Source organism: Marichromatium sp. PS1 (assembly GCF_041155115.1).
Classification (GTDB): Bacteria; Pseudomonadota; Gammaproteobacteria; order Chromatiales; family Chromatiaceae; genus Marichromatium; species Marichromatium gracile.
This window is the reverse complement of record NZ_BAAFHB010000005.1, coordinates 257,209-283,221: the sequence shown is the minus strand read 5'-3', so window position 1 is coordinate 283,221 and position 26,013 is coordinate 257,209. Positions and strand designations below refer to the sequence as shown.

Genomic DNA, 26,013 nt, shown 5'->3' with positions numbered 1-26,013 from the left:
CGAGTGCGTTGGGACGAACGGTGGGGACCTATCCCGAAAGGGATAGACGGAGGCCCCGCATCCACCCCGATCGTGGAGTGTGCGGCCACGCGAGCGCCCGGTACAGTGATGCTCAGACGATGGAGTTCCCGAGATCGACAGGGTCTCGGTTCCGAGGGCCCATCCTCGCCACAGACGCGACGCGATGCATCGAGCCGCCGCTCGCAGCGGCCTTGAGGGGGACCGGTTCGATCTCGCACGCACGCCACTTTCCTGGTTCACAGCGTAGGAGAGACAGCGCAATGTCCATCGATAAGCACTCCACCCCGATGCTCGATCAGCTCGAGAGCGGGCCCTGGCCGAGCTTCATCTCCGGGATCAAGCGGTTGCGCGATCAGCACCCGGAAAACCGCATCAACGCCATGGCCAACGACCTGCTCGGTCAGCTCGAGCACTCCTACGAGACCCGCAAGGGGTACTGGAAGGGCGGCACCGTCTCGGTCTACGGCTATGGCGGCGGCATCATTCCGCGCTTCTCCGAGGTCGGCAAGGCGTTCCCCAGCTCCAAGGAATTCCATACCCTGCGGGTACAGCCGCCGGCGGGCAACCATTACTCCACCGCGATGCTGCGCCAGCTCGCCGACAGCTGGGAGAAGTGGGGCTCGGGGCTGGTCACCTTCCACGGTCAGACCGGCAACATCATGTTCATCGGCTCGAGCACCGAGAACACCCAGCACTTCTTCGACGAGATCAACGACTACGGCTGGGACCTCGGCGGCGCCGGTCCCTGCGTGCGCACCGCGATGTCCTGCATCGGCGCGGCGCGCTGCGAGATGTCCTGCACCAACGAGCTCAAGGCGCACCGGCTGCTGGTCAACAACTTCACCGACGACGTGCATCGTCCGGCCTTGCCCTACAAGTTCAAGTTCAAGATCTCGGGCTGCGCCAACGACTGTCAGAACGCCATCGAGCGCTCCGACTTCGCGGTGATCGGCACCTGGCGCGACGACATGAAGGTCGACCAGGACGAGGTCCGTCGCTATGTCGCAGAGAAGGGCCGGCAGTACTACATCGACAACGTCATCACCCGCTGTCCGACCCAGGCGCTCTCGCTCAACGACGACGATACCCTCGCCGTCGACAACCGCGACTGCGTGCGCTGCATGCACTGTCTCAACGTCATGCCCAAGGCGCTGCACCCCGGCGACGATCGCGGCGTGACCATCCTCGTCGGCGGCAAGCGTACCCTCAAGATCGGTGACCTGATGGGCACCGTGATCGTGCCCTTCAAGAAGCTCGACACCGAGGAGGACTACGCGTCGCTGGTCGAGCTGGCCGAGACCATCATCGACTTCTGGGCCGAGAACGGGCTCGAGCACGAGCGCTGCGGCGAGATGATCGAGCGCATCGGTCTGGCCAACTTCCTCGAGGGCATCGGTATCGAGCCCGATCCCAACATGCTCAACCATCCGCGTCAGAGCTCCTATGTGCGCATGGACGGCTGGGATCAGGCCGCCGAGGCCTGGTTCGAGCGTCAGGCCGAGGCGGCGGGCTGAGCGGCGAGGTCGCGGCCCGTGCCGGGTCGCGCACGAGCGATGGCTGACTGAGACAACTGGAGGACAAGGCAATGGCCGACATGCGCGAGCCGATCGAATCCGGATGCCCGGATCCCTGGCAGTACATGCATCCGGTGATGCGCAAGAACTTCGGGCAGTGGAAGTACCACGAGCACCCGCGTCCCGGCGTGCTGCTGCACGTGGCCTACAACGGTGATCGGGTGTGGACGGTCAAGGCCGGCACCCAGCGCATCCTCGACGTCTTCACCCTGCGCAAGCTGTGCGACATCGGCGACACCTTCGCCGAGGGGCACGTGCACTTCACCCTGCGCTCGAACATCGAGTACCTGGTGACCGACGAGTCCAAGGTCACGCCGCTGATCGAGGCCCTGGAGGACGCCGGCTTCATCGTCGGCGGCACCCAGAACTCGGTGACCATGATCTCCCACACCCAGGGCTGGCTGCACTGCGACATCCCCGGCACCGACGCCTCGGGCGTGGTCAAGGCGATGATGGACGAGCTGGTCGAGGAGTTCCGCAACACCAACATGCCCAACCGGGTGCACATCACCACCTCCTGCTGCCAGATCAACTGCGGCGGTCAGGGCGATATCGCGATCAACGTCCAGCACACCAAGCCGCCGAAGATCAATCACGACCTGGTGGCCAACGTCTGCGAACGGCCCTCGGTGGTGGCCCGCTGTCCGGTGGCGGCGATCCGCCCGGCGATGGTCAACGGCAAGCCCTCGCTGGAGGTCGACGAGCGCAAGTGCATCTGCTGCGGCGCCTGCTATCCGCCCTGTCCGCCGATGCAGATCAACGACGCCGAGCACACCAAGCTCGCCATCTGGGTCGGCGGCAGCCACTCCAACGCGCGCAGCAAGCCGAGCTTCCAGAAACTGGTCGCCGCCGGCATCCCCAACAACCCGCCGCGCTGGCCCGAGGCCACGGCCATCGTCAAGCGTATCCTCAAGGCCTACAAGGAGGGCGCGCGCGACTGGGAGCGGATCAACGAGTGGATCGAGCGCATCGGCTGGCCGCGCTTCTTCGAGGAGGTCGAGCTACCCTTCACCAAGTATCACATCGATACTTGGCGCGGCTCGCGGGCGAGCTTCAACAGCTCCTCCTACATCCGTTTCTGAGGCCGTGCGGCCCCATCCACTCCGAGCGAGGACGTCATGAAGTTCGCTCTACAGATCAACGAAGGACCCTATCAGCACCAGGCCGCCGACTCGGCCTATCACTTCGCCCGGGCGGCATTGGAGAAGGGACACGAGATCTTCCGCGTGTTCTTCTATCACGACGGTGTCAACAACGCGACGCGCTTGACCACCCCGCCGCAGGACGACCGCCATATCGTCAACCGCTGGGCCGAGCTCGCCGAGCAGCACGACCTCGATCTGGTGGTGTGCGTGGCCGCGGCGCAGCGTCGCGGCATCGTCGACGAGGGCGAGGCCAAGCGCAACGGCAAGGATGCCACCAACATCCACCCCAGGTTCCGCATCTCGGGTCTCGGGCAGCTGGTCGAGGCGGCGATCGCCGCCGACCGGCTGGTGGTCTTCGGCGACTAGGGGGAGGAGACGATGTCTGAAACCGTGAAACAATTCCTCTATCTCAACCGCAAGGCCCCCTACGGCACCATCTACGCCTGGGAGGCGCTCGAGGTGGTGCTGATCGGCGCCGCCTTCGATCAGGACGTCGGGGTGATGTTCCTCGACGACGGGGTCTATCAACTGGTCAAGGGCCAGGATCCCCGCGAGATCGGCATGAAGAACTTCTCGCCCACCTTCCGCACCCTCGGCGACTACGAGGTCGGGCGGATCTATGTCGACGGCGCCTCGCTCGCCGCGCGCGGTCTCACCCGCGAGGATCTGGTCGAGATCGCCTGGGAGGATCCGGAGACCGAGGAGGAGGTCGACAACATCGTCGAGGTGGTCGACCGCACCCGGGCGCGGGCGCTGATGGACGAGGCCGATGTGGTCTTCAGCTTCTGAGTCGGCACCGGTCGCCGGGGGGAGACCGGCCCCGTCGTCGTATCCATGTATCGCGGGGGCGGCCGTTGCGGGCGTCTCCGGCAAGGGGGACGCATGAGCATCCTGCATACCGTCAACAAGTCACCGTTCGAGCGCAATTCGCTAGAATCCTGTGTGCAATTCGCCAGCGATGGCGCGGCCGTCCTGCTGTTCGAGGACGGCGTCTACGCGGCCCTCGCCGGGACCGGCGCGGAGTCACGGGTTCGCGAGGCACTCGGCAGACTCAGGCTCTACGTGCTCGGGCCCGACCTCAAGGCGCGCGGATTGTCCGAGGATCGCATCATCGAGGGAATCGGCGTCGTGGACTACGCCGGCTTCGTGGATCTCGCCGCGGAGCACGACAAGGTCCAGGCCTGGTTGTAACTCAATTCACGCACCGAAGAAGGAGACATCACCATGTCCGACACCATCGAAGTTGACGGCAAACAACTGGCCGTGGACGAGGAGGGCTACCTGGCCGACCTCAACGACTGGGTGCCCGCGGTGGCCGACGTGATGGCCAAGCAGGACAACCTGGAGTTGAGCGAGGAACACTGGGACATCATCAACTTCCTGCGCGAGTACTACGAGGAGTACCAGATCGCTCCCGCGGTGCGCGTGCTGACCAAGGCCGTGGGTAAGAAGCTCGGCAAGGAGAAGGGCAACAGCAAGTATCTCTACAGCCTCTTCCCCTACGGGCCGGCCAAGCAGGCCTGCCGCTTCGCCGGGCTGCCCAAGCCGACCGGCTGCGTCTGAGTCCGATGTCCGGGGCGGGTGCGCCCGCCCCGGCGTCGACGGACGGCGTCGGGCGACCGGCGACGTCTCTCCGGCAACCGCAGAGAGATCACCCTAAAGGGAGCGGAAGTATGGCGTTCCTGACCCATTTCTACGCCGTCCTGTTCTATGTCGCCGCCTTCGTGCTGGTCTCCGGCCTGGTCGTCAAGGTGGTGCGCTATGCCCGCACCCCGGCCCCGCTGAAGATCCCCACCACCCCGGCGCCGACCAGCCGCAGCGGCGTGGCGCTACGCATGACCCGCGAGGTGGTGCTGTTCGAGAGCCTGTTCCGCGGCAACAAATGGACCTGGATCTTCGGCTGGATCTTCCACTTCGGACTGTTCCTGGTCACCCTGCGTCACCTGCGTTATTTCATCGAGCCGGTGTGGGCGCCGATCGCCCTGGTCCAGCCCTTCGGCATCTATGGCGGGATCGCCATGGTCATCGGGCTGATCGGGTTGTGGGCGCGTCGCTTCCTGGTCGATCGGGTGCGCTATATCTCCTCGACCTCCGATCATCTGATGCTCGCCCTGCTGGTGCTGATCGGCGCGAGCGGGCTGCTGATGAAGTTCGTCTTCCACACCGACGTGGTCGCCATCAAGAGCTTCTTCCTCGGTCTCTACGCCCTCGATCCCCAGCCGCTGCCGGCCGATCCGCTGCTGTTGCTGCACCTGCTGCTGGTGGCGCTGCTGATGATCGTCTTCCCCTACAGCAAGCTGCTCCATGCCCCGGGTCTGTTCTTCAGCCCGACGCGCAACCAGGTCGACGATCCGCGCGAGCGTCGCCACCTCGCGCCCTGGGCGCGAGAACTCGAGCAGCAGGCGCCCGCCGCGTCGTCCGATCCGCGAGGTTGAGCCATGGCCAAGGCAACATTCGACGTCCCCGAGCTGACCCCCTACACCGAGGTGCCCGCGGTTACCCCGGAGGCCATGGCTCACAGCGCCCCCTTCGTCTCCAAGGCCGAGTTCCAGGCGCCGCTCGGCTTCCCCGGCGAGCTGGTCGAGGACTGGCAGACGCGGGCGATCGACAAGATGGGCGAGCTGCTCGGCAAGTATCGCTCGCTGCGTGTCTATCTCGACTCCTGCGTCAAGTGCGGGGCCTGTACCGACAAGTGTCACTACTTCCTCGGCACCCAGGACCCGAAGAACATGCCGGTGGGCCGCCAGGACCTGATGCGCAAGGTCTATCGGCGCTATTTCACCCTCGGCGGTCGGTTCTTCCCCAAGCTCGTCGGCGCCGAGGACTTCACCAAGGAGGTGCTCGACGACTGGTACAGCTACTTCCACCAGTGCTCGCAGTGTCGGCGCTGCTCGGTGTTCTGTCCCTATGGCATCGATACCGCCGAGATCTCGATGGCCGCGCGCGAGATCATGGACAGCATCGGGGTGGGGCAGAAGTACTGCAACGAGATCATCGGCAAGGTCTACAAGATCGGCAACAACCTCGGCCTGCCCGGCCCGGCGCTGGTCGACACCCTCGAGGGTCTCGAGGAGGACGTCTTCGACGAGACCGGCGTCAAGGTGCGCTACCCGATCGACGAGGAGGGCGCCGAGATCCTGCTGGTCACCCCCTCGGCCGACTTCTTCGCCGAGCCGCACGTCGACGGGCTGATCGGCTACGGCAAGGTCTTCCATGCCGCCGGGGTGTCCTGGACGCTGAGTTCGCACGCCTCCGAGGCGGCCAACTTCGGCATGTTCATCGGCTCCTACGACAACATGCGCCGGGTCGCCCAGCGCATTCGCGAGGCGGCCATCGCGCTCAAGGTCAAGCGCATCGTCTTCGGCGAGTGTGGCCACGCCTGGCGGGTGGCCTACAGCTTCCTCAACACCCTCGCCGGGCCCTGGGACTTCCTCGACCCGCGCTATCCGGTGCCGCAGCACATCTGCGAGTTCACCCACGACCTGATCGAGCAGGGGCGGCTGACCTTCGACAAGTCCGAGAACGACGACAAGGTCATCACCTTCCACGACAGCTGCAACGTCGCCCGCGCCTCGCGCATGGGCGAGGTCCCCGGCGGCCAGTTCGAGATCCCGCGCGCGATCATCCGCGCCACCTGCAATCACTTCTACGACATGGACGAGGACACCATCCGCGACCGCACCTTCTGTTGCGGCGGTGGCGGCGGGCTGCTCACCGACGACCTCATCGAGCTGCGGGTGAAGGGGGCCAAGCCCCGGCTCGATGCGCTCAACAACGTGATGCAGGAGAAGGGGGTGACGCACATGGCGGCGATCTGCGCCATCTGCAAGAGCCAGTTCACCAAGGTGCTGCCCTACTACGGCATGGAGATGGATCAGATCGTCAGTCTCCACCAGTTGGTCTCCAACGCGATCGTGCTGGAGGGCGGCGAGGACGACGACGAGGAGGACGCGCCCGCGGCGGCCTGATCCCGGGCCGGCGACGGGACGCGCGCGACAAGACACCCGGGTCGGTCATCCGGGGGCAATTCGGTCACTAGAGAGAGAACCCTATGGCGACTTCCAGCGACGAGATGAAGACCAAGCCTTCCTGGCGCCGCTTCGAGGACGGGGCCAACGTCTGGGAGGATCTGACCGACAAGATCTTCATGGAGGACAGCTCCCACAAGTGTCCGACCTATGTCCACAAGACCCCGCCCTGTCAGGGCAGTTGCCCCTCGGGCGAGGACATCCGCGGCTGGCTGCAGATCGTGCGCGGGCTCGAGCAACCGCCGGCGGACATGGACTGGCGCGAGTACGCCTTTCGCCGCTCGACCGATGCCAACCCCTTCCCGGCGATGATGGGCCGGGTCTGTCCCGCACCCTGTCAGGACGGTTGCAACCGCAACGCGCTGGAGGACTTCGTCGGCATCAACGCCGTCGAGCAGTTCATCGGCGACTCGGCCATCGACAACGGCTACCGCTTCGCCCCGCCGCCGCCGGACACCGGCAAGCGGGTGGCGATCGTCGGCGGTGGTCCGGCGGGGCTGGCCGCCGCCTATCAGCTGCGGCGCCGGGGGCACGCCTGCACCATCTTCGAGGCCAACAGCGCGCTCGGCGGCATGTTCCGCTTCGGCATCCCCGGCTATCGGGTGCCGCGCGACCGGCTCGATGCCGAGATCCAGCGCATCCTCGACCTCGGCCAGGTCGAGGTGCGGCTCAATACCCGGGTCGGGCGCGATCTCGCCGTCGCCGAACTCGAGCGCGACTACGACGCCGTGCTCTGGGCGCTCGGCTGTCAGAGCGGGCGCGGGCTGCCGGTACCGGGTTGGGAGGGCACGCCCAACTGTGTCTCCGGCGTCGCCTTCCTCAAGGCCTTCAACGAGGGGCGGATGAAGGTCACCGCCGCCAAGGTGGTCTGCGTCGGTGGCGGCGACACCTCGATCGACGTGGTCTCGGTGGCGCGTCGTCTCGGCCACCTGCCCGAGCACGCCAAGCGCGACCTCCCCGAGACGGTGATCCACGACGGCTATCTCGCCCACGACACCGCCGGCGCGGCCGCCGCCGAGGGCGCCGAGGTGACCCTGACCTCGCTGTTCTCGCGCGAGCAGATGACCGCCGCCGAGCACGAGGTCACCGATGCCACCCGAGAGGGCGTGACCATCCTCGATGGGGTGATGCCGCTCGAGGTGCTCAAGAACGCCGAAGGGCGCGCCACCGGGCTGCGGGTCGCCGACTGCCGCATGGAGGAGGGGCGGCCGGTGGCGGTCGAGGGCACCGAGCGGGTGCTCGAGGCCGATCTGATCGTCTCGGCGATCGGCCAGGGCGGTGATCTCTCCGGCCTCGAGACCCTCGACAACGGTCGCGGGCTGATCGACGCCGACAAGTTCCATCAGGTGCCGGGCCGTCCGGGACACTTCGTCGCCGGCGACATCATCCGTCCCCACCTGCTCACCACCGCCATCGGTCAGGCCTGGGTCGCGGTCGAGTCGATCGACGCCTATCTCGGTCAGGTCGAGCAGCGGCGCCGCCCCAAGGTCGACGTCCATCACTTCAACCTGCTCGACAAGCTCGCCGAGGTCGAGCGCGCGCCGCAGCCCTTCGTCGTCGGCGAGGCCGGCGACCTGCGCGGCACCTCGGCGGCGGACTATGCGGTGCACAACTACGAGGACCGCTCCGGGGCCGAGGTCATCCCCCATGAGGAGCTCTATCTCGGTCACTTCAACCACCATGCCCGCAACCTCCGTCAGGAGCAGGTGCCGAGCGCCGAGCAGGTGCTCGCTCACTTCGCCGAGCGGGTCGCCGGGTTGAGCGAGGCGCAGGCGATCGACGAGGCCAAGCGCTGCATGAGCTGCGGGATGTGCTTCGAGTGCGACAACTGCGTCATCTTCTGTCCGCAGGACGCGGTGTTCCGGGTCGACAAGGCCGCGCGCACCACCGGACGCTATGTCGACACCGATTACAGTCGCTGTATCGGCTGTCACATCTGCGCCGACGTCTGTCCGACCGGCTACATCAAGATGGGACTGGGCGAATAGTCCCGAGGGAGAGGCGCCGATGGTCAATGCTGTATCAACCACCCGGACGCTCGCCGTGGCCCTGCTGTGGATGCTCGCCGTCCTCGCGGTGGCGCCCTCGGCCAGCGCCCGCAACTATGTGGTGCCCGGCTCCGAGGCCGCCGGGCTCGGTGCCTGTGTCGAGCCCACCGAGCTGATGCGTCGCCAGCACATGGAGTTCATCAAGCACCAGCGCGATCGCACCGTGCACAGCGGCATCCGCACCAGCAAGTACAGCCTCGCCGGCTGTGTCGAGTGCCACATCGGTCACGATGTCCGGGGACAGGCCGTGCCGATCAACCGCGCCGACCAGTTCTGCGGCGCCTGTCATGCCTATGCCGCGGTCGATCTCAACTGCTTCGATTGCCATGCGGCGGTACCGCGTGGCCCCATGGCCGGGCCCATGGCCGAGGCCGCGCGGCGCGCCGTGGGCGAGGCGCACCACGGTCAGGGAGCGGGACAACCATGAGCGAACAACGAGCGGAGATCGATCGGGAGCGGCGTCGGCTGCTCGGGGCGGCGGCCGGCGCCGGGGCGGCGCTGGCCGCGCCGGCGGTGGTGGTGCGCGCGCTCGAGACCACCCCGCGTGACAACCCGGTCGACGGCCGGGTGCGCTGGGGGCTGGCGATCGACACGGCCAAGTGTGCCGCGGGCTGTACGGCCTGTGTCGATGCCTGCGCCCATGAGAACGGGCTCGACCTGCAGCGCCCGCCCGAGGGGGCGACGCCCGCCGATTGGGCGGCGCAGCGCGCGGTGTGGGTCCGCAAGGTCCGGCTGCGCGACGACCAGACCGGGCGCGAGACCAACCTGCCGCTGATGTGCCAGCACTGCGAGCATCCGCCCTGTGTCGACGTCTGTCCCACCGGCGCCTCCTTCAAGCGCGCCGATGGCATCGTCATGGTCGACCGTCACACCTGCATCGGTTGTCGCTACTGCATGATGGCCTGCCCCTACAAGGCGCGCAGCTTCATCCACGAGGCGCTGAGCGATCAGCTCAGTCATGTGCCGCGTGGCAAGGGCTGTGTCGAGAGCTGCAATCTCTGCGTCCACCGGCGCGACTTCGGCATCCCCTCGACGGCCTGTGCCGAGGCCTGCGCCGAGACCGGACACGGCGCCATCCTGTTCGGCGACCTGGCCGACCCGGACAGCGCCATCAGTCGGTTCCTCGCCAGCGAGCCGACCCGCCAGATCCGCGAGGACCTGGCGCTCAATACCGGGGTGCGCTATGCCGGCGTCTGATCCCGGCGGGAGAGTCTGAGCATGAAGCGAATCGTCTATCGCGAATGGCGTCTCGCCCCGGCGCGCTACTGGGGTATCCTCGGCGTGCTCGCCCTGATGGTGGGGGCCGGGCTGCTCGCCTTCGCCTACATGGAGCACGAGGGACACTGGGTCACCGGGATGAACAACGCGGTGGTCTGGGGCACGCCGCACGTGTTCGCGGTGTTCCTCATCATCGCCTCGTCCGGGGCGCTCAACATCGCCTCGATCGGCAGCGTCTTCCGCAAGCCGATCTACAAACCCCTGGGACGGCTCTCGGGGCTGCTGGCGATGGCCCTGCTCGCCGGCGGACTGATGGTGCTGGTGCTCGACCTGGGACGCCCGGAACGCCTGGTGGTCGCGCTCACCACCTATAACTTCAAGTCGATCTTCGCCTGGAACATCTTCCTCTACACCGGCTTCATGGCGATCGTGATCGCCTATCTGTGGAGCATGGCCGACCGCAAGGGCGACCCCTTCATCCGTCCGGTCGGGATCTTCGCGCTGGTCTGGCGTCTGGCGCTGACCACCGGCACCGGCTCCATCTTCGGCTTCCTGGTGGCGCGTCAGGCCTATGACGCGGCGATCCTCGGGCCGATGTTCGTGGCCATGTCCTTCGCCTACGGGCTGGCGCTGTTCGTGCTGGTGTTGATGTTCGGCTTCGCCGAGGACCGGCGTCCGATCGGCGCGCGGATGCTGCGCCGACTGAAGAACCTGCTGGCGGTGTTCGTGCTCGCCGTGCTCTATTTCACCCTGGTCTATCACCTCACCAGCGCCTATGGTGCCAAGGACCAGGGGTTCGAGGGCTGGCTGCTGTTCGGCGGCGGGGTCTACACCTTCCTCTTCTGGGTCGGCTGGATCCTGCTCGGCTCCTTGGTGCCGCTCGGCATCCTCTACCACCCGGTACGCGGCGCCGAGGCACCCTGGGTCGCCGCCGCCTGCGTGCTGGTGATCCTCGGCGGTCTGGCCGCGCTCGCGGTGGTGATCATCGCCAGCCAGGCCTATCCGTTGCAGCTCTTCCCCGGCAAGACCATCCTCGAGTCCGGTTTTCTCGACGGTGTCGGTGGCCAGCCGGCGCCCTATCACCCGACCCTGCCGGAGCTGCTGCTCGGGTTCGGCGGGGTGGGGCTGGCGCTGCTGATCACCGCCGTCGGGGTGCGGGTGCTGCAGTTCCTCCCCGAGTCGCTCGCCGACGAGGTGTTGCCGATCGACGAGGAGACCATCGAGCAGCCGGTCGCCAAGGCCGCCTGACCCAACCGCGTCCGCGTCGCTGCCGAGTCGGCGACGCGGACCTTGATCCGCGATCCCGAATGGCCCACCTCTATCTCTCCGCGCCGCAGAAGTCCTCGGGCAAGACCACGCTCGCCATCGGTCTGTGTCGCGCCTTGCGCGGGCGTGGCCTGGCGGTACAGCCGTTCAAGAAGGGACCCGACTATATCGACCCGCTGTGGCTGAGCCAGGCCGCCGGGCGCCTCTGTCTCAACCTCGACTTCAACACCATGGATCGCGCCGAGATCCTCGCGGCCTTCGGGCGCGAGTGCGCCGGGGCCGATGTGGCGCTGATCGAGGGCAACATGGGGCTGTTCGACGACACCGCGCTCGACGGTGCCAACAGCAACGCCGCGCTCGCCCGGGCGCTCGCCGCGCCGGTGGTGCTGGTGGTCAACTGTCAGGGCATGGGGCGCGGCATCGCGCCCCTGCTGCTCGGCTACCAGACCTTCGACCCCGGGCTGCGGCTCGCCGGGGTGGTGCTCAACCGGGTCGGCTCGGCGCGTCACGCCGCCGGGCTGGTGCGCGCCGTCGAGCACTACACCGACCTGCCGGTGCTCGGGGTGATCGAGCGCGACGCCGCGCTCGCCATCGACGAGCGCCATCTCGGGCTGATGCCGAGCATCGAGACGGCGAGCGCCGAGTCGACCATCGACACCCTGGCGCGCCGGGTCGCCGAGCAGCTCGATCTCGATCAGTTGCTGGCGCTCGCCGAGTCGGCCCCGGTGCCGCCCGCGCCGCCGCCCGAGCCGGCGGTGGCGCCGCACGGCGCCGGGCTGCGTATCGGCATCGCCCGCGATGCGGTGTTCGGGTTCTACTACCCCGACGACCTGCGCGCGCTCGCCCGCGCCGGTGCCGAGCTGGTCCCTTTCAGTCCACTGGTCGATGCCGAGCTGCCGGCGGTCGATGCGCTGTTCATCGGCGGCGGCTTCCCCGAGCTGCGGATGGCCGAGCTGGAGGCCAATCGTACGCTGCGCGCCCAGATCGCCGAGTTCGTCGCCGCAGGCCGACCCGTCTATGCCGAGTGCGGCGGGCTGATGTATCTCTGCGCCGGGCTGCATTGGCGCGGCGAGCGCCGCGCCATGGTCGGCGCGCTCGCCGCCGAGGTGATGATGCACCCGCGCCCGCAGGGGCGGGGGCTGGTGCGGCTGCGCGAGACCGGGGATCATCCCTGGCCCGGTGGCGGGGCGGGTCGCGAGCTGGCCGCGCACGAGTTCCATCACTCGGCGTTGATCGCGCCCGACCCGGGCTGGCGCTATGGCTTCGAGGTGGTGCGCGGCAGCGGCATCGACGGTCGGCACGACGGCGTGGTACAGCAACGGCTGCTCGCCTGCTACAGTCATCTGCGCGACGTCGGCGGCAGCGGCTGGACCGGGCGCTTCCTGCGACAGGTCGCCCGCAGTCTCGGCGGGCCCTAGCCCGTGAGGTGCTGCGGCGCGGTGTCAGGGAACACGACTGAAGACCAAGGGGATGAGATGTTCAGACTCACCACGGCGGCCGCCCGACAGGTGCTCGAGGCGGCCAGACAGGGCGGGACCGAGGGGCTGGCGCTGCGGCTCGCCGCGCACCAAGGGCCCGATGGCGGGATCGACTACCGCATGGGTTTCGACGAGGTCGGCGAGGAGGATATCCGCTTCCAGACCGAGGGGATCGAGGTCTGCATGGCGCCCGAGCACGTGCCGTTGCTCGATGAGGCGACCATGGACTATGTCGAGCTGGAACCGGGCCAGTTCCACTTCATCTTCCTCAACCCCAGGGATCCGCACTATCAGCCACCCGCCGAGGGTTGAGCGCGCGCCGCCTCAGCGCTGCTCGCGGCGACGACCGCGATAGGCGCTGATCCGGCGGACGATGTGCTCGAAGGGCAGTGCCTCGAGGCTGCCGTAGCGTGCGCGTGCCTCGACCAGCAGGGCGTGGACGTCACCGATCGCCCGGGTCGAGGCGTCGGGTGCCAGCGCGGTGGCGATGCCGCGCAGCCCGCCGAGCTGCAGCCGCAGGCTCTGGGCGTGCGACAGCCGCTCGCGGGTGCCCGGGGTGGCGAGCGCGAAGCGCGCGCGCTCGCGCAGCAGCAGCCGCAACGCGCGACAGCGCCGCCAGGGCGACTCGGCACCACAGCGCACGCCGCTGCGCTCGCCGATGCAGTAGCGCTCGGCATGACTGCAGTCGTGCGCGTTCAGCAGCGCCAGCGCGAAGGCGCACTCGCGCGCTGCCTCTCGCACCTCGCCGGGCTCCTCGTCCAAGCGTTGTTCACTCCTGCCCGTGGGACGGGTCGGTGAAGCGGTGGATCTGCCGTCGGTCGCGCTTGGTGGGGCGTCCGCGCCGGTCGTGAATCTCGCCGCGCTCGCGCCGTTCGTGCACCAGCGCCTGACGGCGCAGCCGGCTGGCCTCGTCCTCGACATAGAGGGTGGCGGCCTCGGTCGCGCCACGACGTTGACGATCGATCGCCACGACCTCGATCTCCCAGGTCAGGGCGCCCTTGTGGATTTCCAGCCGGTTGCCGGGACGGATGGTGCGTCCGGGCTTGGCGCGCTGGCCCTCGACATGGACCTTGCCGCCGTTGATCGCCTCGACGGCAAGCTGGCGGGTCTTGAAAAAGCGCGCCGCCCACAGCCACTTGTCGAGTCGCAGGCTGTCGAGCGCCCGGGCGTCGCCGGCGCTCATGCCGCGAGCAGCGGGTCGAGGTCGCCGCAGACGTCGAGTTCGGCCATGTCGTCATAGCCGCCGATATGACGCTCGCCGATGAAGATCTGCGGCACCGTGTGGCGACCGCTGCGCTCGATCATCACCGCGCGCTGTGCCGGGTCGTCGTTGATGTCGATCTCCTCGTAGACGACGCCCTTGCGCTCGAGCAGCCGGCGGGCACGGATGCAGTAGGGACAGGTCTGGGTGGTGTAGAGGGTGACTCGGGGCATGGTTTCGCTCTGTCGATGGCTCGGGTAGTAACATGTCGATGAAGGCCGCGGGCGGTTGAAATCGCGCCGGTCCGCCGGAAAGCTTCAAGCAGAAGCAAGGCGCGCGGTCTCCCGCCGTCGTCTCGTCGACTCGTCATCAGGATCATCATGTATCGTAACAACCCGCACCCTGTCCATCTCAAGGATTACCGTCCACCCGAGTTCCTGATCGATACCGTCGATCTGCGTTTCGAACTCGATGCCGACCGGACCCGGGTCGAGGCGCGTCTGGCGCTGCGTCGCAATCCCGCCGCCACCCGCGGCGACGGTGATCTGCGGCTCGACGGCGAACAGCTCGAACTCGAGTCGGTGGCCCTCGACGATCAGCCGCTGACCCCGGCCGAGTATCGGGTCGAGCCTGAGTCGCTGACCATCCACCGCGTCCCCGACCGCTTCACCCTCACCACCCGGGTGACGATCAGCCCGAGCCAGAACACCGCGCTCGAGGGGCTCTACCAGTCCGGCGACATGCTCTGCACCCAGTGCGAGGCCGAGGGCTTCCGCCGCATCACCTATTTTCTCGATCGCCCCGACGTGATGGCGCGTTTCACCACCACGCTGATCGCCGACACCGAGCGCTATCCGGTGCTGCTCGCCAACGGCAACCCCGCCGAACAACGCACCCTCGACGACGGTCGCCAGCTGGCGCGCTGGGTCGATCCCTTCCCCAAGCCCTGCTATCTGTTCGCGCTCATCGCCGGCGACCTGCGCGCGGTCGAGGACCGCTTCACCACCGCCTCCGGGCGCGAGGTGGCGCTGCGCATCTATGTCGAGCCGCACAACCTCGACAAGTGCGACCACGCGATGCGCTCGCTCAAGCAGTCGATGCGCTGGGACGAGGAGCGCTACGGGCGCGAGTACGACCTCGACATCTTCATGATCGTCGCCGTCAGCCACTTCAACATGGGCGCGATGGAGAACAAGGGGCTCAACGTCTTCAACGACAAGTACGTGCTCGCCCGCCCCGACACCGCCACCGATCAGGACTTCCAGGGTATCGAGGGGGTGATCGCCCACGAGTACTTCCACAACTGGACCGGCAACCGCATCACCTGTCGCGACTGGTTCCAGCTCAGTCTCAAGGAGGGCTTCACCGTCTATCGCGACCAGGAGTTCTCCGCCGATATGGGCTCGCGCGGGGTCAAGCGCATCGCCGACGTGCGTCTGCTGCGCGCTCACCAGTTCGCCGAGGACGCCAGCCCCATGGCTCATCCAGTGCGCCCCGAGTCCTATATCGAGATCAACAACTTCTACACCGTCACCGTCTACGAGAAGGGCGCCGAGCTGGTGCGGATGCAGGCCGCACTGCTCGGTCCCGAGCGTTTCCGTCGCGCCACCGACCTCTATTTCGAGCGCCATGACGGTCAGGCGGTGACCACCGACGACTTCGTGCGCTGCATGGAGGACGCCAGTGGCTGCGATCTCGGTCAGTTCCGTCGCTGGTACAGCCAGGCCGGCACCCCGGAGCTCGAGGTCGAGGGTCATCACGACGCCGGATCGGCGACCTATCGGCTGCGGGTGCGTCAACACACCCCGTCGACCCCGGGGCAGCCGGAGAAGGCGCCGCTGCACCTGCCGCTGGCCCTGGCGCTGCTCGATGTCGAGGGGCGCGAGCTGGCGCTGCGCCTCGACGGCGAGGACGGGGCGGCGCCCGCCGGCACCCGGGTGCTGGAGCTGCGCGAGGCCGAGCAGTGCTTCACCTTCGTCGATGTCCCCGAGCCGCCGGTGCCCTCGCTGCTGCGTGGATTCAGCGCCCCGGTGCGGCTGCGCTTCGACTACAGCGATGCCGAGTTGATGTTCCTGATGGCCCATGACGGCGACGGCTTCAACCGCTGGGATGCGGCCCAGACGCTGATGCAGCGTCTGTTGCTGCGACTGGTGGAGGATCCCGCCGCGGTGATCCCCGAGTCCTTCTTCGCCGCTTTCGCCCAGGCGCTCGACGATCGCACCGGCGATCCGGCGCTGCTCGCCGAGGTGCTGACCCTGCCCGCCGAGTCCTATCTCGGCGATCAGCTGGCGGTGGTCGACGTCGACGGTATCCATCGCGCCCGTTGTACCCTGGAGCGGGCCATCGGCGCGCGGTTGCGCGATCGGTTGCTGGCGGTCCACGCCGCCCATGACGACACCGGCCCCTATCGCCTCACCCCCGAGGCGATCGGTGCGCGGGCGCTGAAGAACCGCGCCCTGGGCTATCTGCTCGCCGCCGGCGACGCCGAGGGGCTGGCGCGCTGCATCGCCCAGTTCGAGGCCGCACGCAACATGACCGACTGCATCAGCGCGCTGCGCCTGCTGGTCGACCATGGCGGCGAGGCCGGGCTGGAGGCGCTGAGCAGTTTCCACACCCGCTGGTCGGGCGAGCCGCTGGTGCTCGACAAGTGGTTCAGCGTCCAGGCCACCAGCCCACGGCCCGATACCCTGGCGCGGGTCGAGCGGCTGATGCGCGACCCCGACTTCTCGCTGCGCAATCCCAATCGTGTGCGCAGCCTGATCGGCGCCTTCTGCAACGCCAACCCGGTGTGCTTCCACGCCGCCGACGGCAGCGGTTATCGCTTCCTCGCCGATCGCGTGCTCGAGCTCGATCCGCTCAACCCCCAGGTCGCCTCGCGGCTGATGCGCGCGCTGGTGCGCTGGCGGCGCTTCGATGCCGCTCGCCAGGCGCTGATGCGCGCCGAGATCGAGCGCGTGCTCGCCGCCGAGGCGCTCTCGCGCGACGTCTACGAGGTCGCGGCCAAGGCGCTCGAGGACTGAGCGCGCCAGGGCCCGCCACCCGCGGCGGGTCCTGTCATCCCCTTGTCAAAGCCGCGCCGACCCACTACCGTGCTCGGCTTCCCATCGATCCACTCAGGAATTCACCATGTCCGATTACCCGCGTTGCCCTCGGTGTGAGAGCGAGAACACCTATTCCGACGGCATGCTCTACATCTGCCCCGATTGCGCCCACGAGTGGTCGATGCATGAGGAGGAGACGGAGGAGCAGGCCGAGGCCGGGGTGCGCGACGCCAACGGCAACCTGCTCGCCGACGGCGATACCGTGGTGGTGATCAAGGACCTCAAGGTCAAGGGCAGCTCCTCGCCGTTGAAGGTCGGTACCAAGATCAAGAACATCCGTCTGGTCGACGGCGACCACGAGGTCGACTGCAAGACCGATCTCGGCAACCTGATGCTCAAGGCCTGCTATCTGCGCAAGGCCTGAGCGCCTCCTCGATCACCGGGGTCGGTCGCCGATGGCGGCGATCGGCCCGCGCGTGTCAGAATGACACCGCTCGGGTAACGGAAACGCCATGCTCGGAATCGTCGATCGCTATGTGCTGCGGGAGGTGACCAAGGTCTTCCTGGCCATCGTGCTGACGCTCGCGCTGATCGTCGCCAGCATGTTGTTGCTGCGCACCTTCGAGGAGGTCAACGTCGGCGCGCTGAGCGTGACCCTGGTGTTCCGCTTCCTCGGTTATCAGCTGGTGCGCGATGCCTCCAGCCTGTTGCCGCCGGCCTTCTTCCTCGCCGCGCTGGTCACCCTCAGCCGCCTGGCGCGCGACAGCGAGCTGATCGCCATGCACGCCTGCGGGCTCGGTCCCTCGCGCACCTATCGCGCGCTGCTGCTGCTCGCCGTCCCGGTCGCCGCGCTCACCGCCTGGTTCGCCCTGGTGCTCCAACCCTGGGCGGCCACCGGCATCCAGGACATCCGCATGCAGCAGAAGGAGCAGGCGGCGCAGATCGCCGGGCTGCAGCCGGGACGCTTCTATGTCGAGGAAGAGGGCGATGTGGTGGTCTATATCGGCGCGATCGACCGCCATCGCTCGCTCGGCGACGTCTTCCTGCTCGATCGGCGCGGTGGCACCAACCGCATGGTGGTCAGCGAAGGCGGGGTGCACCGGCTCGAGGAGGGCAGCGGCGACCATCTGGTCACCCTCACCAGCGGTCATCGCTTCGACGGCAACCCCGGAGAGGCCGCCTTCATGATCGGCGACTTCGATGCCTACGAGATCCGTATCCGCGCCAAGGAGCGCGCCGCGCGCGCGCGCGGCAAGCGCTCGACGGTCCCGACCTCGGAGCTGCGCGTCGCCGCCGACCTGGCCGATCGGGTCGAGTTCGAACACCGTCTGGCCGCGCCGCTGGCGATCTTCACCCTGGCGGTGCTGGCGATCCCGCTGGTGGCGGTCTCGCCGCGTCAGAGTTCGACCGGACGTCTGGCGCTCGCCTTCCTCGCCTATTTCTGCTTCTTCAACCTGCAGCGTCTCGCCGAGGGTTGGCTCGAGGAGGGCATCACCCCGCTATGGCTGAGCAGCCAGTGGTATCAGCTGTTGATCCTCGTCGTCGTCTATCTCGCACTGCTCCCCGACAGCCTGTGGGCGCGCCGGGTGCTCGGACGCTGGCGGCGCGCGGATTAGTCCGCCCAGGGCGATGGAGCTCCTGCCCTGGCAGCCGTTGATCGCGGGTCTGATGCTGGGCGTGGCGATCGCTGCTCCCCCTGGTCCGGTGGGGCTGCTGTGCATGAGCCGTACCCTGGCCCACGGCGCACGCAATGGCTTGGCGACCGGTCTGGGTGCGGCCCTGGCCGATGCCTGCTACGGTGCGCTGGTGGCCCTCGGCGCCACCGCCCTTGCCGAGCTGCTCACCGCCCATGCCGCCGGGCTGCGCCTGACCGGTGGCCTCCTGTTGATACTGCTGGGCATGCGTCAGCTGGTCGATGTCGCAGTCGTGCCGTCGGCGGTTCCAGCGCCCCCGCGGCACGGCTCGGCGTTGCTCTCGGCCCTGGCCCTGACCCTCACCAACCCGATGACCCTCTTCGCCTTCGTCGTCGCCCTGGCCGCCTTCGGTCAGTCGGGGGCGACCATTGCCAGTAGTGGGGCCTGGGCCCTGGTCGTCGGGGTGTTGCTCGGCTCGATGCTGTGGTGGTGCCTGCTGGTCGCGCTGGTGGTGTGGCTCGGGCGTCTGCTGTCGGCGTCTGCCCAGCGCCGTATCCGCCTGCTCTCGGCGCTGGCGCTGATGGCGCTGGGCGGCGCGGTCCTGCTCGGTTGAACCAGGCTCAGGCGAGCAGCAGCGCGGTGTCGGCAACGGTGCCGAGTCGTCCCTCGGCCGCGCCCCAGAGGACGAAGTGCGAGGTGGCGTCGAGCCCGGCGGCGGCGACGTCGGGGTTGGCCGCGAGATAGGCGGCGGTGTCGAACCAGGGGCCGGGGGCGCGGTTCTCGTCGGCGCCGTAGGACCAGTAGTGCTCGACGGCCGAGGCGAAGGTGCCGGCGGCGACGGCGGCGGCGACGTCGGGGTTGTCGGCGAGGTAGTCCTCGCCGTCCCAGAGCGCGTGCGGTGCGCGCCCCTCGGCGATGCCCCATTGCTGGAAGTGGTCCAGGGCGGTGGCGAAGGTGCCGGCGGCGACGGCGGCGGCGACGTCCGGGTTCTCGGCGAGATAGAAGCTCGCGTCGAAGGCGTTGCCGTCGGTGAACTGGCGCGCCGCCGAGAAGGTCTGCACCAGGGTGATGGCGCCATCGGCGGTGCTGACCAGCAGCTCGACATCGGCGCCGAGGGTATCGGTGCCGGTGGGGCCGAGCAGGGTGGCCGAGCCGTCGGCCGCGCGCGTCAGCGTCAGCTCGGTCATGGTGGCGGCGACCTCGGCGGTGTCGGCGCCAAAGCCGCCAGCAAGCTGGTCGTTGCCGCTGCCGCCGACGAGGATATCGGCGCCGAGTCCGCCGTCGAGCCGGTCGTCGCCGCCATCGCCGAAGAGGCGGTCGCGCCCGCCGGCCGAACCGAGGGTGTCGTCGCCGCCACCGCCGCGGATGATGTCGTCGTCGGGGCCGAAGAAGAGCACCTGGGCGCTGCCGTCGCCCTGGACGATGTCGACGTCCGGGCCCGCGTCGCCGTCGTCGCCGCGGAAGCTGCCGGGCCCGCGCACCACCAGGGTGCCGGCGCCGGCGACGACGATCTCGACCGGCCCCAGGGGGGCGCCCGCGGCATCGTAGAGCGCGCTGGTGTCAACCACCACCAGGATCGGGCGGGCGTCGCTGCCACTGCCGTCGCCGAGGTCGATGGTCAGGCGCAGCGGGGCATCCCCCGTGCCCCCCTCGCTCGGCCACACCGGGGTGACCTGCACCACCTCGACGCCGCCGCCGGCGGCGCGCGACTCCAGCGAATCGATCAGCGCCGCACGTCCGGCCGCCTCCTCGGGGTCGGCTGCGGCGTCGTCGCCGCCGGTGAGGGTCTCGAGCGCGCTGCGCTCGGTGCTCACCCGGCTGGTGGCGATCAGCCCGAGCGACTCGGGCTTGCTCACCTTCACGCCCCCGACCGGGATGTCGACCTCCGGGCTGCTCGGGTCGACGTCGGTGCGCTCGCCCGGGGCGCTCGGGTCGCTGACCACCACCGCGACAGATTCGCCGGTGCGACTGTCGGTGGTGGTGCCGGTGGTCACCGGGGCGCCGTCGAGGGTGGTGTCGGTGAAGTCCGTGGTGGGGTTGAGCCCGGTGTCGACCCCGCCGCCGTCGATCACCGAGCCATCGTCGCCGCTGAACAGGTCATCGCCCGTCTCCGGGGTCGAACCGCCGCCGCCACCGCCGCTGCTGACGGCGGCGACGGTGATCGGGTTGGCGGTGAGATCGGCAATGGTCACCGCCGCCGCCGCGCCGCTGGCCCAGTCCTCGGCGGCGGCGAGGTTGTAGACGGTGGTATCGGCGGCCTGGGTGCCGGCCTGATCGAGCAGGGCGTCGACCGCGCTCTTGTCGGTGCCGCCGAGGGTGGCGCTGAAGCGGGTGGCCGAATCGATCTCGACATCGGTGGTGGTGGTGAGGGTATGGGTTGCGCCGCCGGCGCCGGTGACGGTCAGCTGCGACAGATCGATGTCGTTGGCCGCGCCCGCCGCGCTCGGCAACCCTGTTGCGGTGACCACCAGGAGGCCGCTGGCCGGGTCGTAGGTGGCGCTGGTGATGGTCGGCGCCGGGACATTGGCCACGGTGACGGGGTTGGCGGTGAGGTCGGCATCGGTCACCGCCGCCGCCGCGCCGGCGGCCCAGTCCTCGGCGGCGGCGAGGTTGTAGGTCGTGCCCCCGGTCGCGCTGGTACCGTCCTGGTTGAGCAGCGGCCCGACCCCGGCGCGGTCGTTGGCGCTCAGCGTCAGCGTGAAGCCGGTCGCCGAGGTCAGCTCCACGTCGGCGGTGTCGGTGAGGGTATAGGTCGCGCCGCCCTCGCCGACGAGCGTGAGCCGGGAGGCGTCGATGTCGTTGGCCGCCCCGCCGCGGGCGAGCAGCCCGCTGCCGGTGACCACCAGCGTGCCGTTGCTCGCGTCATAGGTCGCCGAGGTCAGCGTCGGGATCGGTACATTGCTGACGGTGAGGCCGTTGCCGGTGGCATCACTGCTGTCGCCGGCGCTCACCGCGGTGTTCCAGTCATCGGCGGCGGCGAGGTTGTAGGTCGTGCCCCCGGTCGATGTGGTGCCGTCGCTGTTGAGCAGCGGCCCGACCCCGGCGCGATCGGTGGCGCTCAGCGTCAGGGTGAACTGGGTGGCCGAGGTGCGCTCGACGTCCATGGTGTCGGTCAGGGTATAGCCCGTCCCGCCCGCGCCGGTGAGGGTGAGGGCGCTGGCATCGATGTCCGCGCCGCCGCCGTTGGCCTGGATATTGGTGGCGGTGACCACCAGGGTGCCGGTGGCGGCGTCATAGGTGGCGCTGGTGAGCTTGGGGGCCACGGCCACGGTGATCGCGTTGCCGGTGGTATCGCTGATGTCGGCGCCGGGGTCGGCACCGGTGAGCCAGTCGTCGGCGGCGGCGAGATTGTAGGTGGTGCCGAAGCTCGAGCTGGTGCCGAGCTGGTCGAGCAGGGCGTCGACCGCGGTGCGATCGGCCCCCGAGAGGGTGACGGAGAACTGGGTGGCCGAGTCGAGTTCGACATCGGTGGCGGTGGTCAGGGTGTGGCTCGCCGCGTTGCCGCCGGTGATCGTCAGCGTCGAGAGATCGACGTCGTTGGCCGCGCCGCTGGCGGCCACGAAGTTGCTCCCGGTCACCGTCAGCACCCCGGTGTCGGCGTCGTAGCTCGCCGCGGTGATGGTCGGTGCGGCGACGTTGCCGACCGTGACCGCGTTGCCGGTGGTGTCGGCGATGTCGGCGGCCGCCGGCGCTCCGGCGACCCAGTTATCGGCCACGGCGATGTTGTAGGTGGTGGTATCGCCGGCCTGGGTGCCGTCCTTGTTGAGCAGGCCGCGGACTGCGAGCTGGTCGGTGGCGCTGAGGGTGAGGTTGGCGGTGGTCGCCGAGCTGACCTCGACGTCACTGGTGTCGGTGAGGGTATGGCTCGCGCCGCCGCTGCCGGTGAGGGTGATGGTCGAGGCGTCGATGTCGTTGGTCGCGCCGCTGGCGACCACCAGGCTGGTGCCGGTCAGCGTCAGCACCCCGGTCGACCAGTCGTAGGTCGCCGAGCTGAGCGCGGGCGCGGCATGGTTGCTGACGGTGACGCCGGCGCTGTCACTGGTGTCACCGGCGCTCACAGGGGTGTTGAAGTCGTCGGCGGCGGCGAGCGCATAGCTGGTCGTGCTGGTCGCCGAGGTGGTGCCGTCCTGGTTGAGCAGGGCCTCGACGTTGGGGACGTCCATCCCGCTCAGGGCGACGGTGAACTGGGTAGCGGAGTCGATGTCGACGTCGGCCGAGGTGGCGAGGGTGTAGGTCGCGCCGCCCTCGCCGGTGAGGGTGAGCCTGGAGACGTCGATGTCGTCGCCGGCGCCGCCACCGGTGGCGAAGCCGTTGCCGGTGACCACCAGTTGATCGGTGGCGGCGTCGTAGGTCGCCGAGGTGATGTCCGGGGTGTCGGCGATGTCGAGGTTGGCCGTCCCCAGGGCGACGGTGGTGCCGCCGCCGCTGCCAGTGTTGCCGCCGTCGTTGGCGCTCAGCGTGAGGGTGGCGGCGTCATTGCCGTTGGCATCGGCGGCACTGGTGTACTGGATGTTGCTCGCGGTGTCGAGATAGGTGTCGATGGCGGCGGCGGTGCCGCTCAGGGTCAGGGTGGTGGTGCCGCTGCCGCCGATGACGACCCCGCCGCCGCTGCTGGCGGCGAGGGTGCCGGTGTCGACGCCGAGACTGAGGGTGACCTGCCCGGCCCCGGCGTCGGCATCGGCGAAGGTCGCCGCCGAGAGGTCGAGGTTGCTGGCGGTGTCCTCGCTGACGTCGAGATCGCTCGGCAGGCCGCTGAGCGTGGGGTCGTCGTTGGTGGCGGTGATGTCGATGGTGACGCTGTTGCTGCCCTGCTCGCTCGCGCCGTCGCCGCTGGTGCCGGGGTCGCTGCCGGTGTTGCCGCCGTCGTTGACGGTGAGGGTGAGGGTGGTCGAGGCGCTGGGGGCGTCCACGGCGGAGTAGGCGATGGTGCCGGTCCCGCCGCCGGTGAGCAGCGCGTCGAGCTGGGCGAGCGTGCCGGTGAGGACGACGGTGCCGCTGCCGTTGCCGCTGCCGATGCTCGCGCCGGAGTCGCCGACCGCGACGCTCAGGGTGCCCTCGGCGGCGGCGAGGGTCGCGGTGAGGGTACCGGCGGCGGCGTCGGGGTCGCTCACACTGAAACCGGTGCCCTGGATCGCCAGCGGGGTGCCCTCGGTATGGGCGAGCGCGCTGCCCGGCGCGCTGACCGTGGGGGCGTCATTGACGGCGCTGATCGTGGTGCCCAGGGCGACGCCGCTGGCCGAGACCCTGGAGGTGGCGTCGTCGCTGGTGGTGTCGAAGGTCTGCCGGGTGGAGCCGCTGGTGAAGGTGGTCGCCGAGGAGTCGTCGACGGCGAAGACGGTGAGCGCGCCCGGGCTGCCGTTGTAGTCGGCCACCGGTACGAAGCGCAGCTTGGCCGAGGTGTCGAGCAGCAGTCCGGCACTGGTCGAGACGGTGCCGACGTCGTACCAAGTCGAGCCGTTGTCGGTCGAGTACTGCCAGCGTCCCTCGCTGACGCCATTGGCGGCGTCGGCGCCGATCACGATGCCGGCGAGGGCGTCGCTGTCGGCGGTGTCGGTGAAGACGGCGCCCATCAGGCTCGACACCGTCGCCCCGGCGGGGTCGGTGCTGTCCTCGGCGACCGTGCCGAGGGTGGCGCCGGCGCTGAAGCTCGGGGCGTCGTTGACCGCGGTGACGGTGATGCTGAGGGTGTCGTCGTCGCTGCCGCCGTTGCCGTCGTCGGTCTGCACCCGGAGGCCGGCGTTGCCGGCGAAGTCGGCGCTCGGGGTGAAGGTGAGGTTGCCGAGCGCGGCGTTGACCTGGGCGAGGGTGCCGTTGAAGGCGAGGGTGCCGTCGCTGCCGTCGTTGTCGGTCACCGTGGCGCCGCCGTTGGCGGTCAGCGCGATGGTGCCATTGCTCGCGGTGAGGGTGACGCTCTGGTCGTCGCTGTCGTCGTCGGCGATCGAGAGGCCCGCGATGGCGTTGGCGCCGCTGTCCTCGGCGATGCTCGGGGTCGCCGGCAGGGTGGTGACCGGGGCGGTGTTGGAGGGGACCTGGGCGATGGCGATGTTGTCGATCTCCGGGGTCGCCTTGGCGGAGAAGGAGAAGCGGATCTCGTCGACCCGGTCGAAGGCGGCGCCGAAGGTCAGGGTGCCGTAACTGCCAGTCGCACTCGTTTCCGTGAAGCTGTAGGTGATGTTGCCGCTGCTGTCACCCGTGGTCAGGTCGACCACCTCCCCGGCAACCACCTCGTTATTGTCGCGATAGCCGCTGATGGTGACCGTGGTGCTGGAACCAGAACTGGAACCAAAGTCGAAACCTTGGAGGTCGAAGTCCGTGCCATCGGTGGACTTCAAGGTGAAACTGGTAATTTCATTCGCTGGAAGATTCCAGACAAAGCAACGATCACCCGCTCCTTCATCGTTATTGAGACTGAACACCTGATCAGCTTTATTCGGTGTGGCGAACTGAGTAGATGAGGCCTCCGGTACCGATAGTGTCCAGTCACCTACAGTGGTTGATGTATTGGTAACAAAGACCAGTCCGGCGCTGTCGAAGTTCTCGCTGCTGATCCCGAGCAGGCCCGGGAAGCGGGCGCAGGCATGGTCGCCGAAGGCCGAGAGCGGCGCGGGGAAGGCGCCCCAGCTACCGCCCCGGGCGTGCTCGCCGACCGGGGTGGTGGCGGCGTGGACAGGCACCCCGAGTGCGGTCTCGAGGGTCTCGATCAGTGCGCGCCCGCGTGCGCCGGCGGCGACCGCGCAACCGTAGAGCACGACCTCGGCGTGCGCGGCGAGCGCGCGCCGGATCCGGGCGAGTGTCCGGGGGGATGCCTCAAGGGCCTCGCGATCCACGCGCGCTCCGCCGATCCACAGCACGCTGGGCTCGCCGTGCGACAGGATGTGCAGCCTGTCGATGGGTCGAGGTCCGTCGATCGCCTCGGCGATCTGCGCCAGGGGGGGGCGTCCCGAGCTGAGTCGGTGCACCCGTATCGGGCGCGCGAGTCCATCGAGCAACCACTCGGACCGCGCCACCCCGGGATCGACGAGCAGTGTCTCCGACAGGCCGCGACCGGGTGGATAGCGACCTCGGGTCAGTCGGTTAGATGATCCGCTCTCGAACAACTCCTTCTGTGCTGCGACCGTCGGCATCGGGAGATCTCCCTGGCACGAACTGGAATGACCGCCCTGTCCCCTGTGTCGGGGTGAGGGCGTGGGTGTCGCGTGGATACTGCAGCGATGAGGTTGTTTTATTGGGGCTTTTCTGCGTGGGGGAAGGGGGCGAGAGTGAGCAGGGTTTCATGGATGATGTGCGGATGTTTCTCGCAGACCGTGCAGCGCGAGCGCCGACATCCCGCACGAAGCGAGGGATTGGCTTGATATCGGA

At 68.7% G+C, this 26,013-nt stretch carries 22 protein-coding genes; 18 read left to right on the top strand and 4 right to left on the bottom strand.

Annotation, left to right across the window (positions count from 1 at the left end; all coding sequences use genetic code 11):
- Positions 1-281: 281 nt before the first annotated feature.
- The 14 genes from dsrA to ACAM26_RS13475 all read left to right on the top strand — a co-directional run bounded on the left by dsrA (position 282) and on the right by ACAM26_RS13475 (position 13,090).
- Positions 282-1,535 carry a dissimilatory-type sulfite reductase subunit alpha gene (gene dsrA / locus ACAM26_RS13540; protein ID WP_123140632.1) on the top strand — a complete coding sequence of 418 codons (1,254 nt, stop codon included), beginning with the start codon at positions 282-284 and terminating at the stop codon, positions 1,533-1,535.
- Between the two features lie 71 nt (positions 1,536-1,606).
- Complete coding sequence (gene dsrB, locus ACAM26_RS13535) at positions 1,607-2,677, top strand: dissimilatory-type sulfite reductase subunit beta (protein ID WP_005223288.1); 1,071 nt, start codon at positions 1,607-1,609, stop codon at positions 2,675-2,677.
- Between the two features lie 36 nt (positions 2,678-2,713).
- Positions 2,714-3,106 (top strand): sulfurtransferase complex subunit TusD, encoded by a 393-nt coding sequence (gene tusD, locus ACAM26_RS13530; protein ID WP_062277694.1) that lies wholly within the window; start codon positions 2,714-2,716, stop codon positions 3,104-3,106.
- Positions 3,107-3,118: 12 nt separating this feature from the next.
- Complete coding sequence (gene tusC / locus ACAM26_RS13525) at positions 3,119-3,529, top strand: sulfurtransferase complex subunit TusC (protein WP_369613894.1); 411 nt, start codon at positions 3,119-3,121, stop codon at positions 3,527-3,529.
- 93 nt (positions 3,530-3,622) lie between these two features.
- Positions 3,623-3,931, top strand: coding sequence for a sulfurtransferase complex subunit TusB (tusB, locus tag ACAM26_RS13520; protein WP_005223294.1), 309 nt, complete (start codon positions 3,623-3,625; stop codon positions 3,929-3,931).
- Positions 3,932-3,964: 33 nt separating this feature from the next.
- Complete coding sequence (locus tag ACAM26_RS13515; RefSeq protein WP_005223295.1) at positions 3,965-4,303, top strand: TusE/DsrC/DsvC family sulfur relay protein; 339 nt, start codon at positions 3,965-3,967, stop codon at positions 4,301-4,303.
- A 110-nt stretch (positions 4,304-4,413) separates the two neighbouring features.
- The gene (locus ACAM26_RS13510; protein WP_123140634.1) at positions 4,414-5,175 is read left to right on the top strand and encodes a respiratory nitrate reductase subunit gamma; all 762 of its coding nucleotides are present in this window, start codon (positions 4,414-4,416) and stop codon (positions 5,173-5,175) included.
- A gap of 3 nt (positions 5,176-5,178) precedes the next feature.
- On the top strand, positions 5,179-6,708 hold the full coding sequence (gene dsrK, locus ACAM26_RS13505) for a sulfate reduction electron transfer complex DsrMKJOP subunit DsrK (RefSeq protein ID WP_123140635.1): 1,530 nt from the start codon (positions 5,179-5,181) through the stop codon (positions 6,706-6,708).
- Between the two features lie 83 nt (positions 6,709-6,791).
- Entirely contained in the window at positions 6,792-8,756 is a 1,965-nt protein-coding gene (locus ACAM26_RS13500) for an NAD(P)-binding protein (RefSeq protein ID WP_123140636.1), read from the top strand.
- A 19-nt stretch (positions 8,757-8,775) separates the two neighbouring features.
- The gene (locus ACAM26_RS13495; protein WP_005223301.1) at positions 8,776-9,243 is read left to right on the top strand and encodes a hypothetical protein; all 468 of its coding nucleotides are present in this window, start codon (positions 8,776-8,778) and stop codon (positions 9,241-9,243) included.
- Positions 9,240-10,013 carry a sulfate reduction electron transfer complex DsrMKJOP subunit DsrO gene (dsrO, locus tag ACAM26_RS13490; RefSeq protein ID WP_062277715.1) on the top strand — a complete coding sequence of 258 codons (774 nt, stop codon included), beginning with the start codon at positions 9,240-9,242 and terminating at the stop codon, positions 10,011-10,013. The genes ACAM26_RS13495 and dsrO overlap by 4 nt, the downstream gene beginning before the upstream one ends.
- Positions 10,014-10,034: 21 nt before the next feature.
- Positions 10,035-11,282: an NrfD/PsrC family molybdoenzyme membrane anchor subunit gene (gene nrfD / locus ACAM26_RS13485; protein ID WP_062277718.1), complete on the top strand. Its 1,248-nt coding sequence runs from the start codon at positions 10,035-10,037 to the stop codon at positions 11,280-11,282.
- 59 nt (positions 11,283-11,341) lie between these two features.
- On the top strand, positions 11,342-12,718 hold the full coding sequence (locus ACAM26_RS13480; protein ID WP_123140637.1) for a cobyrinate a,c-diamide synthase: 1,377 nt from the start codon (positions 11,342-11,344) through the stop codon (positions 12,716-12,718).
- A gap of 57 nt (positions 12,719-12,775) precedes the next feature.
- On the top strand, positions 12,776-13,090 hold the full coding sequence (locus ACAM26_RS13475) for an iron-sulfur cluster assembly accessory protein (RefSeq protein WP_123140638.1): 315 nt from the start codon (positions 12,776-12,778) through the stop codon (positions 13,088-13,090).
- Positions 13,091-13,102: 12 nt separating this feature from the next.
- Here the strand turns inward: ACAM26_RS13475 and ACAM26_RS13470 are convergent, their stop codons facing one another.
- The 3 genes from ACAM26_RS13470 to grxC are packed head-to-tail and all read right to left on the bottom strand — an operon-like array spanning position 13,103 to position 14,212.
- On the bottom strand, positions 13,103-13,540 hold the full coding sequence (locus ACAM26_RS13470; RefSeq protein ID WP_123142117.1) for a hypothetical protein: 438 nt from the start codon (positions 13,538-13,540) through the stop codon (positions 13,103-13,105).
- 7 nt (positions 13,541-13,547) lie between these two features.
- Complete coding sequence (locus ACAM26_RS13465) at positions 13,548-13,961, bottom strand: RNA-binding S4 domain-containing protein (RefSeq protein WP_123140640.1); 414 nt, start codon at positions 13,959-13,961, stop codon at positions 13,548-13,550.
- Entirely contained in the window at positions 13,958-14,212 is a 255-nt protein-coding gene (gene grxC / locus ACAM26_RS13460) for a glutaredoxin 3 (RefSeq protein WP_123140641.1), read from the bottom strand. The genes ACAM26_RS13465 and grxC overlap by 4 nt, the downstream gene beginning before the upstream one ends.
- 147 nt (positions 14,213-14,359) lie before the next feature.
- On the opposite strand from grxC, the gene pepN reads away from it, so the two are divergent.
- From pepN to ACAM26_RS13440, 4 genes are all read left to right on the top strand, one after another.
- Positions 14,360-16,999 (top strand): aminopeptidase N, encoded by a 2,640-nt coding sequence (gene pepN / locus ACAM26_RS13455; RefSeq protein ID WP_369613893.1) that lies wholly within the window; start codon positions 14,360-14,362, stop codon positions 16,997-16,999.
- A gap of 106 nt (positions 17,000-17,105) precedes the next feature.
- Positions 17,106-17,444 carry a zinc ribbon domain-containing protein YjdM gene (locus tag ACAM26_RS13450; RefSeq protein ID WP_005223319.1) on the top strand — a complete coding sequence of 113 codons (339 nt, stop codon included), beginning with the start codon at positions 17,106-17,108 and terminating at the stop codon, positions 17,442-17,444.
- Between the two features lie 88 nt (positions 17,445-17,532).
- Positions 17,533-18,636, top strand: a complete 1,104-nt coding sequence (gene lptF, locus ACAM26_RS13445; RefSeq protein WP_123140643.1) for an LPS export ABC transporter permease LptF — start codon at positions 17,533-17,535, stop codon at positions 18,634-18,636.
- A gap of 13 nt (positions 18,637-18,649) precedes the next feature.
- The gene (locus ACAM26_RS13440; RefSeq protein ID WP_123140644.1) at positions 18,650-19,267 is read left to right on the top strand and encodes a LysE family transporter; all 618 of its coding nucleotides are present in this window, start codon (positions 18,650-18,652) and stop codon (positions 19,265-19,267) included.
- A gap of 7 nt (positions 19,268-19,274) precedes the next feature.
- Here the strand turns inward: ACAM26_RS13440 and ACAM26_RS13435 are convergent, their stop codons facing one another.
- Entirely contained in the window at positions 19,275-25,778 is a 6,504-nt protein-coding gene (locus ACAM26_RS13435) for a DUF4347 domain-containing protein (RefSeq protein ID WP_369613892.1), read from the bottom strand.
- Between the last annotated feature and the right edge of the window lie 235 nt (positions 25,779-26,013).